At 57.9% G+C, this 12971-nt stretch carries 12 protein-coding genes; 9 read left to right on the top strand and 3 right to left on the bottom strand.

The features are described from left to right. Window positions 1–154 precede the first annotated feature (154 nt). Window positions 155–1030 carry a DMT family transporter gene (locus tag AACH87_RS14625; RefSeq protein ID WP_338795203.1) on the top strand — a complete coding sequence of 292 codons (876 nt, stop codon included), beginning with the start codon at window positions 155–157 and terminating at the stop codon, window positions 1028–1030. Continuing rightward, window positions 1027–2118: an enoyl-CoA hydratase/isomerase family protein gene (locus AACH87_RS14620; protein WP_338795202.1), complete on the top strand. Its 1092-nt coding sequence runs from the start codon at window positions 1027–1029 to the stop codon at window positions 2116–2118. Before AACH87_RS14625 ends, AACH87_RS14620 begins: the two co-directional genes overlap by 4 nt. 89 nt (window positions 2119–2207) lie before the next feature. Here AACH87_RS14620 and AACH87_RS14615 read toward each other — a convergent pair whose 3' ends face one another. Then, window positions 2208–4007 (bottom strand): radical SAM protein, encoded by a 1800-nt coding sequence (locus tag AACH87_RS14615; protein WP_338795201.1) that lies wholly within the window; start codon window positions 4005–4007, stop codon window positions 2208–2210. A 374-nt stretch (window positions 4008–4381) separates the two neighbouring features. Continuing rightward, the gene (gene smpB / locus AACH87_RS14610; protein WP_338795200.1) at window positions 4382–4855 is read right to left on the bottom strand and encodes an SsrA-binding protein SmpB; all 474 of its coding nucleotides are present in this window, start codon (window positions 4853–4855) and stop codon (window positions 4382–4384) included. Between the two features lie 137 nt (window positions 4856–4992). On the opposite strand from smpB, the gene AACH87_RS14605 reads away from it, so the two are divergent. Both AACH87_RS14605 and AACH87_RS14600 read left to right on the top strand, forming a co-directional pair. Continuing rightward, window positions 4993–5433, top strand: coding sequence for a type II toxin-antitoxin system RatA family toxin (locus AACH87_RS14605; protein WP_338795199.1), 441 nt, complete (start codon window positions 4993–4995; stop codon window positions 5431–5433). A gap of 37 nt (window positions 5434–5470) precedes the next feature. Next, a complete protein-coding gene (locus AACH87_RS14600) occupies window positions 5471–5800 on the top strand; it encodes an RnfH family protein (protein ID WP_338798972.1) in 330 nt (109 codons plus the stop codon). 82 nt (window positions 5801–5882) lie between these two features. Here AACH87_RS14600 and AACH87_RS14595 read toward each other — a convergent pair whose 3' ends face one another. Beyond that, window positions 5883–6413 (bottom strand): DUF4124 domain-containing protein, encoded by a 531-nt coding sequence (locus AACH87_RS14595; RefSeq protein ID WP_338795198.1) that lies wholly within the window; start codon window positions 6411–6413, stop codon window positions 5883–5885. 149 nt (window positions 6414–6562) lie between these two features. Here AACH87_RS14595 and guaB point away from each other — a divergent pair, with 149 nt between their 5' ends. The 5 genes from guaB (at window position 6563) to AACH87_RS14570 (ending at window position 12640) form a co-directional block, all read left to right on the top strand. Further along, window positions 6563–8038, top strand: a complete 1476-nt coding sequence (guaB, locus tag AACH87_RS14590) for an IMP dehydrogenase (protein WP_338795197.1) — start codon at window positions 6563–6565, stop codon at window positions 8036–8038. 109 nt (window positions 8039–8147) lie between these two features. Further along, window positions 8148–8438 (top strand): type II toxin-antitoxin system prevent-host-death family antitoxin, encoded by a 291-nt coding sequence (locus AACH87_RS14585; RefSeq protein WP_338795196.1) that lies wholly within the window; start codon window positions 8148–8150, stop codon window positions 8436–8438. Then, window positions 8435–8869: a type II toxin-antitoxin system VapC family toxin gene (locus AACH87_RS14580; RefSeq protein ID WP_338795195.1), complete on the top strand. Its 435-nt coding sequence runs from the start codon at window positions 8435–8437 to the stop codon at window positions 8867–8869. The genes AACH87_RS14585 and AACH87_RS14580 overlap by 4 nt, the downstream gene beginning before the upstream one ends. Before the next feature lie 12 nt (window positions 8870–8881). Then, window positions 8882–10498 carry a glutamine-hydrolyzing GMP synthase gene (gene guaA / locus AACH87_RS14575; RefSeq protein WP_338795193.1) on the top strand — a complete coding sequence of 539 codons (1617 nt, stop codon included), beginning with the start codon at window positions 8882–8884 and terminating at the stop codon, window positions 10496–10498. A 210-nt stretch (window positions 10499–10708) separates the two neighbouring features. Next, window positions 10709–12640: an integrase arm-type DNA-binding domain-containing protein gene (locus AACH87_RS14570; RefSeq protein ID WP_338795192.1), complete on the top strand. Its 1932-nt coding sequence runs from the start codon at window positions 10709–10711 to the stop codon at window positions 12638–12640. Window positions 12641–12971: the final 331 nt, after the last annotated feature.

Here is a 12971-nt window from a genome sequence, read left to right as displayed (position 1 = left end):
GACGCGGACTGCGAGTGGCGGTTGCATCTTCAGGATGCGCCTGAAACCTCGGATTCCGTGCGCCAGATTCGAAGGGCCCAGCGTTGCTGAGGCCCTTTTTCTTTGTCCCATCGGTTCTTTTTACGCTCGATGGGCTCGATCTGTCCGGATGTTTATGTCGAAGCTCACGCATTCCCGTGCCGTGTTCCTGATGGTGGTAGTGACCCTGTTGTGGTCCATTGCCGGAGTGGTGACACGCCACCTGGAGCAGGCCCGCAGTTTTGAAGTCACGTTCTGGCGCAGCCTGTTCACCTTGCTCAGCTTGCTGGTGATGCTGCCTGCCTTGCAGGGGCGGGCGGTGTTCGCATCCATGCGGCATGGTGGGGCACCGCTTTGGTTGTCGGGCCTGTGTTGGGCTGTGATGTTCACTGCCTTCATGGTGGCCATGATGCTGATGCCCGTGGCCAACGTGCTGGTCACCATGGCGGCGGGGCCGCTGCTGACAGCCCTGTTTGCCCGCATCTTCATCGGGCACCACATCGCCCCGCGCACCTGGGCCGCGATTGCCCTGGCCGGGCTGGGCATTGGCTGGATGTATGGTTCGCAGATGGCGGGCCTAGCCCTCTCGGGCACATTGGTGGCGTTGTGTGTCCCGGTGGCGGCTGCAGCCAACTGGACGGTGGTGCAGCATTCGCAACGCCATGGGCATGCGGTGGATCTGGTGCCTGCCGTGCTGGTGGGCGCGGTGCTGTCCGTGGTGGTGACTTTGCCGTTGGCGCTTCCTCTGCAGGCCACTGCACATGATTTATTCTTGCTGGCTTTGCTGGGGGTCTTCCAGCTGGCCATTCCCTGTGTGCTGGCGGTGCGCTGCGGCCGTGTGCTCAAAGCGCCGGAGATGGCGCTGCTGGGTCTGCTGGAAGTGATCTTTGGCATCCTGCTCGCATGGGCGGGTGCGGGAGAGCAACCCGCGCCCGCCGTGCTGACTGGGGGTGCCTTGGTGATCGGAGCCCTGGTGCTCAATGAAATACTTGGTTGGAAGGAACAACAATGACGGAGACAGTGAACGAAGTGATCTCGGAAGTGCGGGGCCAAGTCGGGTTCATCACCCTGAACCGGCCCCGGGCTCTCAATGCCTTGTCGCTGGGCATGGTGCGAGAACTGATGTCCACCTTGCTTGCTTGGCAGAGTGACGACAAAGTGCTGGCGGTGGCCATTCGCGGCAGCAACAAGGAAGGGCCCTTCGGTGCCTTCTGCGCGGGAGGCGACATCCGATTTCTGCACCAGGCGGGCAGCCAGGGCAATCCGCAGTTGGAAGATTTTTTCACCGAGGAATACGCCCTTAACCACCTGATCCACAACTACACCAAGCCCTACATCGCTTTCATGGACGGTATCGTGATGGGGGGCGGTATGGGCATCAGCCAGGGCGCTGCGCTGCGTGTAGTGACGGAGCGAACCAAGATGGCCATGCCAGAGACCGCGATTGGTTTGTTTCCAGACGTGGGGGGCGGCTACTTTTTGAGCCGCTGCCCGGGCCATGTGGGCGAATGGCTGGCGCTGACGGGGGACACCATTGGTGCCGGTGATGCCATCGAAAACCGTCTGGCGGACGGCTGCCTGCCCTCAGATCAGCAGGCCGCAGTGTGGGATGCGCTCGCTGGCCAGACTTTTGCCGATGCGGACGCCATCAAAGCATTTGTTGCTTCGAAATTTGTAGCTGCCAGCGCTCATCATTCGGGCGCTAGAGCCCAAATCGACCACATTTTCTCTCTGCCATCCGTAGGCGAAATCATCACTGCACTGGAGGCTCCCGATACCGACTGGGCCCGCACTACCGCAGCCACATTGCGCAAGCGCTCACCCCTGATGTTGCACGTGGTGCTGGAGCAAATCCGCCGTGCCCGTGGAATGGGCTTGGCCGACGACCTGCGCATGGAGCGCGACATGGTGCGCCATTGCTTCTATCTGCGACCAGGCCAAAGCGAGACGGTGGAAGGCATCCGCGCACTGGCGGTGGACAAGGACCATGCGCCGAAGTGGAATCCCGCCCGTATCGAAGATGTGACGCCCGATATGGTGGCGCCGTTCTTTGCCAGCCCTTGGCCTGCGCATTCTCATCCACTCGCAGCGTTGGGGTGAATGGAAAGTGTCGGCTTAGCTCCAGAAGAGGGAAGGGCTGAGGCGGTTGCATGCCGCCCCGACTCGCTTTATTTTTCTACCCGAGGAGTTCAAAGCTCAGAGTATCTGCGGTAGTCCCATGCCGCTTCGGTGTAGTCCATGCTGTTGTCGAGGCTGTAGGGAGCAATGAGATCCTTCGCCTGACGCTGTGAGTGCCATTTCAGTTCGCGCAACCAGCAGTCTTTGCATTGTTCCCACATGCATGGTGTTCCGAATCCTGCTCGCAATGAATGCATGCGCGGACCATTCCAAAGATCCCAGAGCGAGTTTGTCGGCGTCAGGTGCCCCACTTGTTCTCCGTAGTGCTTCCCGCAGGTGATCACTTCGCCGTCCGCCATGATGATTGCGGTGCGATGCATCCAATTGCACTCCGGCTCTCTCAACGCAATCGATGTTTCTCTGTCCCATGTTTGCGGCTGAGGTGTGGGAAGGGTCGGAGGACGCGAAGAGGGCTGTGCACCGCCACTGGGCGCACTGCTATTGGAAGCGCTATCTTTCTTATTCTTGAACGAGATCGTGTGGATGGGGATGACGGCTTGTGAACTGGTCTCGGCCTTCATCATCAGCGGAGGGCTTTCGTGCCTGATGCCAAGTCGATCCATTTCCGCATAGGCTTCGCTCAGCGCCGCGTTCGCTTCTTCTGGGTAATCGAGCAGACTCTCAGATCGTTCCTTATCCTGGAAGACCACCAGATGTCTGAGTGAAATCAGGTCGGGCTCAAACTCCGCGATACGCCTCACAAAATCAGGTACCTCCGCCACATTGTTGCGTTTGAGAGTCCATGAGATGGTGAGTTGTGGACGCCTGGAGAGGGGGACTGCGTTCCTCAACTCATGGTAGTAGCGCAGGTTCTCAAGAACGGTTTCAAATTTGGCACCAGCGCGGTTCGTTTCAAACGTCGCAGCGGTGTTGCCGTCAAATGAGAAAATCAACTCATGCACCCAAGGCATCAAGTCCGCATGAAAGCGCTGTTTAACGCGAGTGCCGTTGGTCACGCAACTCATCCGGACATCGTGCTCCCGCAGTTGCTGAACCACGGCGTTCCAAAGATCGTCACTTGCCAGGGTGGGTTCACCCCTGCCCACCAAGCTCACCACCGAGACGTGTGGAAATGCCTCTTGTGCCAGCCGTAAAAAGTTTTCAACGGGCATTTCTGGGCTGCAGTTATGGTGCTTGTGCAGATGCGGCATGCCATGAGAACTGCAGTGGGGGCAGCGCAGATTGCAAACAGGTGTCAGTTCGATCGAAACAGACTCTGGGTAGTGGGGCAAATTGACCCGGCGGCCCGATTCGCTGACCCTGACTTGCTCCCGCACCCATTGCCGATGGGCTACTCGTTGTGCGTGCTTGGTGAGTTCTGGGTCGTGTGTCTCGCTGACGAGTCGCAGATCCATCACTTGCCATGTGCCTTGCGAGTAAGGGAGTCCATCAATGCGAATCCGCAGGTAGCCACTGGCTCGGGCCTCCCGGAGCGCGGCATCTGGCAATGCAATTTGAAGACATTGGGGGCTGAATCGCTCACGCACTTCAAAACACACAACGGCATCCTCAGTGAACTGTGCCTGTGGATGGGTGATGTAGTACAGCTTGCTATACAGGTAGCGGCCCAGCTCGGAGCGTGTTCCGTTCAGCTGCAGTGTGATTTGCAGCAAAGCATCCTTTTCGCTTACGGCCATTTTTGGAAAGATCAGGCTCTCTCCACCCATCGCGACTGCCGGTAGTCTATTCACGGCCATCCATTCATAGGAGGCAGCGGTGAAGTGCTTTGCAAGCTCAGGTGCGAAAGACTTTACCGATCTGGCGACCGAACGGGGGATGCGCCTGAATTGTTGGGTTAGCGTTTGGGACATGGGCGTAGTCTTATGGGTTACTGCTAGAGCCTTCAGAGGCTCTGTTGACTCTGGATCGGATCGTCTGCGTAGACGAACTGATACCAGCAACTCCAATTGCTTTACACATTCTGTTTGCAATTGAAGGCGTTATAACCCGTCTACGCGCTTTGGGCTGCGGTAAGCGTGGGAGGAGCTTTGCAGTATGGGTGTTCCAGCAACGATTCGTCGGCGCGTGGGAAGATGTAGAACACTAACGGACGGAAGGCTGCTCCGTATAGCGTTGTGCTTTGCACTTCCTGTGTGACTGAGCCTGACGAGTTTTTACTTTGCCCCGATGAATGCCGACCGCGACCTGGATTTGAGCTGATGGAGCCGCGATGGGTTTGATCCTCTTAGCGATTCCGGCTCTTCATAGCGCGTTCCACTTCGCGCTTGCCTTCGCGGTCCTTAATGGTGTCGCGCTTGTCGTGCTCTGCCTTGCCCTTGGCTAGGGCGATTTCGCATTTCACGAATCCGTTTTTCCAGTGCAGATTCAGGGGCACGAGCGTGTACCCTTTTTGTTCCACCTTGCCGATCAGGCGCTTGATCTCGTCCTTTTTGAGCAGCAATTTCTTCGTGCGCGAGGACTCGGGATTGACGTGGGTGGACGCGGTTTTGAGCGGGTGAATCAGACAGCCCAGCAAGAACAGCTCTCCATCGCGAATCAGCACATAGCCATCTGTCAGCTGAACTTTGCCTTCACGCAGCGCTTTGACCTCCCAGCCGTGCAGCACCATGCCCGCTTCATGGCGCTCCTCAAAGAAGTAATTGAAAGCAGCTTTCTTGTTGTCGGCAATGCGGGAGGAGGGATCGGGTTTTTTGGCCATGAGGAATTAGATAAGACGCAAACCGGAAGATAAAAGGCCTCCCTACAATTGTTGCTGTCTCCAACCGGAGATTCTAAATTCCTCTGGCCTCAGCCTCTCGCGTGATCCTGCGGGTATCTGGCTTGGGCCCTGTTTGCATGAAAACCGTTCAAAAGTCTGTCCTCATCTGGTACTCGCCCCAAGAGATGTTCTCGCTGGTCACAGCGGTAGAGAAGTATCCCGAATTCCTGCCCTGGTGCGACCGGGCGCAGGTGCTGGAGCGTAATGACGGTGGCATGACTGCAGAGGTGGGAATTGCCCTGGGGGGTATTCATCAGTCTTTTGTCACCCGCAATACGCATGTTCCCGGTGAGCGGGTGCAGATGCATTTGGTCAAAGGCCCCTTTTCCCAGCTGGAGGGGGATTGGCGCTTTTTGCCGGTCGGGGACGGCAGCCAACGTGCTTGCAAGGTGGAGTTGCACCTGCACTATGGTTTCAGCAGCTCAGCCCTGGCGGCTCTGGTGGGGCCGGTTTTTGATCGGATTGCTGCCACGATGGTGGATGCATTCGTCAAGCGTGCGGAGCAGGTGTATGGGTGACAACGATTGCCGAGGGGGGGCAGGCTATGCTCCCACCATGATTTGTGTGACCTTGGTGCAATGTGTAGCTCCGCGGCAAGTGGAAGAGCGCAAGATCCTTTTGCCGGAAGGCACCGTGTTGAGTCAAGCATTGCAGGTTCTTGACCCTGATGTGGCAGGTCGCGGCTACGACGCCAACCTGGCTTGCGGGGTGTGGGGAAGGGTTATGCCTTTGGACACGCTTTTGCGTGAGGGCGATCGGGTGGAACTCTATCGGCCTTTGGTCGTAGATCCCAAAGTGGCTCGGCGAGAGCGATTCGCCCGCCAAGGGGCTCGCGCTACAGGATTGTTTGCCAGCAGGCGTCCTGGGGCCAAGGCTGGATACTGATGTGCATTCAAGCAGCTTCGCATCGTCTGCACGAATTACTGCGCCGTGTGTATCTGCAGCCTTGGGCGGCTTGCGGCGTTGTTCAACGTGCGCAGTCGGAAGCGATCACCTCGTTAGCACGTTTGATTTCTGCGTTACGTGCGGCTTCATCCATGTAGACACGCTCCCCTTGGGCGTTGTTGTGCATCATGGGACGGCCTGTTTCCAATGAGGCTTTGGCTTGGCGAGCGCGCGTGCAATTTTCTGTCTTGGCGCGCGCTACCTTTTCGTCCTCGGCCTTTTTCTTTGCTGCTTCGGCGGCTTCGGCTTGGGCTTTTTTCTCTTCGAGTTCCTTGTCCTTGCCCGTTGCGGCAGGTTTGGCACCTGCTTGAGACTGAGACGCCGCGGAAGCGGGTGCAGGAGTGTCTCCGGCTGCAGGCGGGTTTGCGGGCAATGAGGCAGTGCGTGCCGCGCCCGAGGGTTGCTTCAGAATGCTCTTTTCAGGAATGTCTGACGGAGGCGGGCGGTCGCTAAACACCTTGCGGCCGTCCTTGTCGATCCATTGCCACTGGGCGGCAGCGCCCAGGGCCCAGGTGCAGGCCACAGCCAGCAGGAGAAGCTTGTGCATTTTCATGAATCCAAGTTTAGCCGTGCTCCCTTGGTGGTGTCACCGCATTCGTATCTGGTTACAGATGACCGGGCCACGTTGAGACATGAACGGTTGACGTGCGGTCGGCAAGCTCTAAATGACTGCGGGTACAATCCTTTTTTTGGAGCTTTCTCATGCGCCTTCTCGGAAAAGCGCTCACCTTCGACGATGTGTTGCTGGTGCCAGCGTACTCCCAAGTCCTGCCCAAGGACACGTCCCTTGCGACAAAACTCTCCCGCAACATCCAACTGAACCTGCCCCTGGTGTCTGCCGCCATGGACACGGTGACAGAAGCCCGTTTGGCTATTGCCATCGCGCAAGAGGGCGGTATCGGTATCGTCCACAAGAACCTCACGCCTCAGGAGCAGGCAGCCCATGTGGCCAAGGTCAAGCGCTACGAGTCCGGCGTCCTGCGTGACCCTGTGGTGATCACCCCCGAGCACACAGTGCTTCAGGTGCTGCAGCTGTCTGAGCAACTGGGTATCTCGGGCTTCCCTGTGTGTGACGGTGGCAAGGTGGTCGGTATCGTCACGGGCCGGGATCTGCGCTTTGAAACGCGCTACGACGTCAAGGTCCACCAGATCATGACGCCCCGCGAAAAGCTCATCACGGTGAACGAGAAGGAAGGTACAACACCTGCGCAAGCCAAGGCTTTGCTGAACAAGCACAAGCTGGAGCGGTTGCTGGTGGTCAATGATGCGTTTGAGCTCAAGGGGCTGATCACCGTCAAGGACATCACCAAGCAGACCAGCTTTCCCAACGCTGCGCGCGATGCCTCTGGCCGCCTGCGCGTGGGTGCGGCAGTGGGGGTAGGCGAGGGCACCGAAGAGCGTGTTGAGGCCCTGGTCAAGGCCGGTGTGGACGCTATCGTGGTGGACACTGCCCACGGTCACAGCAAGGGCGTGATTGACCGCGTGCGCTGGGTCAAGCAGAACTACCCGCAAGTGGATGTGATCGGCGGCAACATTGCCACCGGCGCAGCAGCTTTGGCGCTTGTCGAGGCGGGTGCTGATGCAGTGAAGGTCGGTATCGGCCCCGGCTCCATCTGCACGACCCGCATTGTGGCGGGCGTCGGTGTTCCCCAGATCATGGCCATCGACAGCGTGGCCACAGCGCTCAAAGGTACTGGTGTACCGCTGATCGCGGACGGTGGTATCCGCTACAGTGGTGACATAGCCAAGGCCTTGGCGGCTGGCGCCAGCACTGTGATGATGGGTGGCATGTTTGCGGGCACGGAAGAGGCTCCAGGCGAAGTGATCCTGTTCCAGGGCCGCAGCTACAAGAGCTACCGCGGCATGGGTTCCATCGGTGCCATGCAGCAAGGCAGTGCCGATCGCTACTTCCAAGAGTCCAGCACGGGCAATCCCAACGCTGACAAGCTGGTGCCAGAAGGCATTGAAGGTCGTGTGCCCTACAAGGGTTCCATGGTCTCCATCGTCTTCCAGATGGCCGGCGGCGTGCGCGCCTCCATGGGCTACTGCGGTTGCGCCACCATCGAAGAGATGAACAACAAGGCCGAGTTCGTGGAAATCACCACCGCTGGTATCCGCGAAAGCCATGTGCATGACGTGCAGATCACCAAGGAAGCGCCGAACTACCGCGCGGACTGATCGTTGTTGATCCTATCTGGCCTGATTGAAAAAATCTGGTCAGACTGATATAGTCTGATCTGAATTCATTATTCAGATCAGACTTTTCTTTTTTGGGGTCCGCGTTTCCATGCAGTCCGTCGGTATCTATGAAGCCAAGAGCCGGTTCTCCGCCCTGATCGAGTTGGTCGAGCAGGGCGAGGAAGTGCGCATTACCCGCCACGGCAAAGAGGTGGTGCGCATGCTGCCTGTGCGCCGTCGCCCCGTCATCACCGACGAGCAGATCGCCCGCGAGCTGGGTCAGATCGATGCGCTGCATGCCACGGTTCGCCCTGCAGTCAGAGCGAACCCTCCCGATACTTTGCGCCCCGCGGGCGGCGCGCCGGATACTTTGCGCCGCAACGGTGGTGCCACCGCATGACCGCCTTTGTGCTCGATGCTTCCGTTACCGCCGCCTGGCTGCTGCCCGACACGGCCAGCGAACACACCCGCCGCCTGTACACCCTGATCCGCCGCGACGAGGTCGAACCCCAGGCACCGAACCTCTGGCAATGGGAATGTAGCAACATCATCAGCAGTGGCGTGCACAGCGGTCGCATCCCTGCCGCATCGGTCGAAGGTCTGTGGAGCGTGCTGGAGGCAATCCGCCACCGTGTGGAGCTGCACGATCTCGCCCCCGCGCAACACAAAGCGGTGATGGATGTAGCGCTCGACACTGGCCTGCCCACTTTCGATGCCGCCTACCTGTGGCTGGCGCGCTCGCTGCGTCTGCCGCTGGCCACTTTCGACCCCCAGCAGATCGCTGCCGCCCAGCGCAGCGGCGTCCCACTTCTTGATCTCTCCAGCCTCTGACGGACCACCACCATGCAACACCAGAAAATCCTCATCCTCGATTTCGGCTCGCAAGTCACCCAGCTCATCGCCCGTCGCGTGCGCGAAGCCCATGTGTACTGCGAAGTGCACCCCTGCGATGTCTCCAGCGACTGGATTCGTGACTACGCCAAGGATGGTCAGCTCAAGGGCATCATCCTGTCTGGCAGTCACGCCAGCGTGTACGAGGTGGACGACAAGGCTCCTGACGCCGTGTTTGAGCTGGGCATCCCCGTGCTGGGTATCTGCTACGGCATGCAGACCATGGCCCAGCAGCTGGGCGGCAAGGTCGAAGGCTCCAACACCCGTGAGTTTGGCTATGCCGAAGTGCGCGCCCATGGCCACACCGAGCTGCTCAAGGGCATCGAAGACTTCGCAACGGCCGAAGGCCACGGCATGCTCAAGGTGTGGATGAGCCACGGCGACAAGGTCACCGCCTTGCCCCCGGGCTTCAAGGTGATGTGCTCCACGCCCTCGTGCCCCATTGCCGGCATGGCCGACGAAAGCCGCCGCTACTACGCAGTGCAGTTCCACCCCGAAGTCACGCACACCGTGCAGGGCAAGGCGCTGCTGGAGCGCTTTGTGCTGGGCATCTGCGGCACCCGTGCCGACTGGATCATGGGCGACTACATCGAAGAGGCCGTTCAGAAAATCCGTGAGCAGGTCGGTGACGAAGAAGTGATTCTGGGCCTGTCGGGTGGTGTGGATTCGTCCGTGGCTGCCGCGCTCATTCACCGCGCCATTGGTGACCAGCTCACCTGCGTGTTTGTGGACCACGGCCTGCTGCGCCTGAACGAGGGTGACATGGTCATGGACATGTTTGAAGGCAAGCTGCACGCCAAGGTCATCCGCGTGGACGCCAGCGACCTGTTCCTGGGCAAGCTGGCCGGGGTGAGCGAGCCCGAGCAAAAGCGCAAGATCATCGGTGGCCTGTTTGTGGATGTGTTCAAGGCCGAGGCTGCCAAGCTCAAGGCTGGCACTGGCGGCCACAAGGGCGCTACCTTTTTGGCCCAAGGCACGATCTATCCCGACGTGATCGAGTCCGGTGGCGCCAAGAGCAAGAAGGCCGTCACCATCAAGAGCCACCACAACGTGGGTGGCCTGCCCGAGCAGCTGGGCCTGAAGCTGCTGGAGCCTCTGCGCGATTTGTTCAAGGATGAAGTGCGCGAATTGGGCGTGGCCCTGGGTTTGCCACCCGAGATGGTCTACCGCCACCCCTTCCCAGGACCTGGTTTGGGGGTCCGTATCCTGGGCGAGGTCAAGAAGGAATACGCCGATCTGCTGCGCCGTGCCGACGCCATATTCATTGAGGAGTTGCGCAACTTCAAGGATGAGGCCACAGGTAAGACTTGGTATGACCTGACCAGCCAAGCGTTTACCGTGTTCCTGCCTGTGAAGAGTGTGGGAGTGATGGGTGACGGCCGTACCTACGACTACGTGGTGGCCCTGCGTGCTGTGCAGACCAGCGACTTCATGACTGCGGACTGGGCTGAGCTGCCTTATGCGTTGCTCAAGAAAGTGTCTGGCAGGATCATCAATGAAGTGCGCGGTATCAATCGCGTGGCGTATGACGTGAGCAGCAAGCCACCAGCGACGATTGAGTGGGAATAATTTATAGTTTTCCAGTGACGTTCAGCAACGTCCTGGAATCTTAAATTTTTCGTTGTAAATCAAATAGTTGCTTATCCAGTGGGACCCAGCGCCATGCGCTGAAAGCTGGTAACTTCTACGGTATTCAAGACGGTAAAAACAGTGAGACTCTAGCGCGTTGCTTTCTACTACCGACAGGCTCTCTGACGGTAAAACTGAAGACAGGCAAAGATGCTCACTGATACCGGACTGCGCAAGCTGCGCCCGCTCGAAAAGTCGTTTAAGGTTGCAGACCGTGATGGCATGTACGTCACGGTCTCTGTCACCGGCACCAAGTCGTTCCGCTACGACTATCGTCTCAATGGTCGTCGTGAAACGCTGACTATTGGAAAGTACGATGACACGGCCGGAGCCAAACACCCCCGTGAGCCCGAAGCACTCGAATTCGGCATGACTGTTTCATTGGCCGAAGCCAGGACACTGCTGTCCGTGGCACGGCGATTGGTGGAAAGGGGCGAGTCGCCATCACGCTCCAAAGCCGAACGTCGTCAAGACGCAGCGGATGCTTTGACGTTTGGCCGATGGGCTGAACGATATTTCGAGGACAAGAGTGATCCGAAAAATGGTGCCCGGCTCGCAGATTCCACATTAGCCATGCGTCGCTCGGTCTACAAGCGGTATCTTGAAGGACCGTTCGGAAAGCTCAAACTCGACGAAATTAAGCCCGCCATGCTGATGAAGCATTGCGAAAGTGTCAAGGATAAGGGTGCGGCTGCGCCTGCCGTTCAGGTGCGCGAGATCGTTCTGCTGGTGTACCGATTCGCGGCATCCAAAGACAAGTCCGTTGTTGTGGTCAACCCCGCAGACGGGATTCGCCCGAGTGACATTGCAACATTCAAAGCCCGTGATCGTGCGCTGTCTCCCATTGAAATTCGGCAATTTCTCGCTGCATTAGAAACCACTGCCACGGCGCCAACGCTGCGTTTAGCGCTGCGCTTCGTCATGCTGACGATGGTTCGCAAGGGTGAGTTTGTGAATGCGACTTGGGATGAGGTCGATTTTGACAATGCCACATGGACGATTCCTAAAGAGCGCATGAAAACTGGCAAGCCCCATGTTGTCTACCTGAGTAATCAAGCGCTCGATATTCTGGTGACCTTCAAGACTTGCTTCAGTGCTTCCCGTTTTCTGCATCCTGGTCGATATGACATGGATACTCCCATCAGCAACGCGACACTCAATCGAGTCGTCGAGGTTGGCATTGCGGCTGTCAGGTCGAGAGGTGATGAATTTGCAAGCTTTAACTTGCAAGAGCTTTCGCGCAATTACTCCATGGTCATGAGCGCGGGAGAGGTGTCTGCGCTTTCTCGCATGCGCAGTGCTGGCCTGACGGTTCAAGAGGGTCAAATGGCTCGCTTGCCGAGCCTCAAGGTCAATAGCAAACATGGACTCTGGGACAACGTGCGTGGGTACGAAAGCGGTGCCGAAAAATCCAAGGCAATTGCCAGTCTGCTGAACGAGTGCTACGGGCATGCAGGCGCAGCTCTCTGTGCACATCTGGTGGAGCAGTTGCCGCACTTGCATACCGAATATTCCAAGCTTGCGCCTGAGCTTCGTGATCATCTGACCGAGGGGCTGACGTTCAACCAAACGGACGGTGTCTCTGATCGTATGCGCGAGAACTTTGTCCTCTTCGCCTTTGCCGGCCTGATGGCAGTTGACGCGCAAGCAGTCGGTTGGAGTAAGGAGCAAGTCATGAAAGCCATAGCGCGCAGCTTCGCGCAGTGGCACGCTGACTATCAGCAAAGCCTTCCGATTTCCGAAGAGGCCGTGATGAAGCATCTGCGCTTGTTCTTTCAATCTCAGCGCGGCGATAAGTTCAAGCCGTTCCAGCAGTTCAATGAACAGCACAAGGGGACGGTTGCGGGATATGAGTACAGGGGGCGCTCAAACAAGGAAGCGCTATTTTTGGTGTATCCCTCGTATTTGGAAAATGTGGTCTGTAAGGGACTCGATCTCCAGATCGCCCTCAAGGCTTTGCGTGAACAACATTTGCTCGTGCCTGGAGCGCGTGGCGTGCCGACAAAACAGTTCCATGCACCTGGCTCGGAAAACCGCAGCGCCAGCTTCTATGCGATTAAACAAGCAATTCTTCTTGCTTGAGGCACCGCCTCCCCTGAAGACTAAATATGTAAATATGCACATATTTCGGGGGGGATGTCCCCCAAATCAAGTCTTGATTCGGTCATTTTCTGGATGTGGATGAACGGTGAACTTTTCCAGTGTTATTGACCGGATTCACTACGATCGTTTGAGCATCTGTCAGTGGCTCTAACAAGAGTGTGATTGAGCTATGTGATGTATGTGAGATGTGTGACCAGTACCAGCTATAGCGACAAACAGCTGTACCAACATTACTCACCACCAGCAGCAGCTAATCACGCTATGTCATCGCGCCGCAACACGCAACGCGCAGCCCCGTTCTGCGCATCTG

Origin of the sequence: Acidovorax sp. DW039 (genome assembly GCF_037101375.1) — a bacterium.
Lineage (GTDB): Bacteria > Pseudomonadota > Gammaproteobacteria > Burkholderiales > Burkholderiaceae_C > Acidovorax.
Note: the sequence above shows the minus strand (reverse complement) of the source record. Positions and strands in the feature narration are given on the sequence as shown.

What these genes read in the sequence shown, in the direction of transcription:
- AACH87_RS14605 (WP_338795199.1), top strand. Translation starts at nt 4,993, where the DNA reads ATGAAAACCGTTCAAAAGTCTGTCCTCATCTGGTACTCGCCCCAAGAG.
- AACH87_RS14625 (WP_338795203.1), top strand. Translation starts at nt 155, where the DNA reads ATGTCGAAGCTCACGCATTCCCGTGCCGTGTTCCTGATGGTGGTAGTG.
- AACH87_RS14615 (WP_338795201.1), bottom strand. Translation starts at nt 4,007, where the DNA reads ATGTCCCAAACGCTAACCCAACAATTCAGGCGCATCCCCCGTTCGGTC.
- guaA (WP_338795193.1), top strand. Translation starts at nt 8,882, where the DNA reads ATGCAACACCAGAAAATCCTCATCCTCGATTTCGGCTCGCAAGTCACC.
- AACH87_RS14620 (WP_338795202.1), top strand. Translation starts at nt 1,027, where the DNA reads ATGACGGAGACAGTGAACGAAGTGATCTCGGAAGTGCGGGGCCAAGTC.
- AACH87_RS14570 (WP_338795192.1), top strand. Translation starts at nt 10,709, where the DNA reads ATGCTCACTGATACCGGACTGCGCAAGCTGCGCCCGCTCGAAAAGTCG.
- AACH87_RS14600 (WP_338798972.1), top strand. Translation starts at nt 5,471, where the DNA reads ATGATTTGTGTGACCTTGGTGCAATGTGTAGCTCCGCGGCAAGTGGAA.
- AACH87_RS14595 (WP_338795198.1), bottom strand. Translation starts at nt 6,413, where the DNA reads ATGAAAATGCACAAGCTTCTCCTGCTGGCTGTGGCCTGCACCTGGGCC.
- AACH87_RS14585 (WP_338795196.1), top strand. Translation starts at nt 8,148, where the DNA reads ATGCAGTCCGTCGGTATCTATGAAGCCAAGAGCCGGTTCTCCGCCCTG.
- AACH87_RS14580 (WP_338795195.1), top strand. Translation starts at nt 8,435, where the DNA reads ATGACCGCCTTTGTGCTCGATGCTTCCGTTACCGCCGCCTGGCTGCTG.
- smpB (WP_338795200.1), bottom strand. Translation starts at nt 4,855, where the DNA reads ATGGCCAAAAAACCCGATCCCTCCTCCCGCATTGCCGACAACAAGAAA.
- guaB (WP_338795197.1), top strand. Translation starts at nt 6,563, where the DNA reads ATGCGCCTTCTCGGAAAAGCGCTCACCTTCGACGATGTGTTGCTGGTG.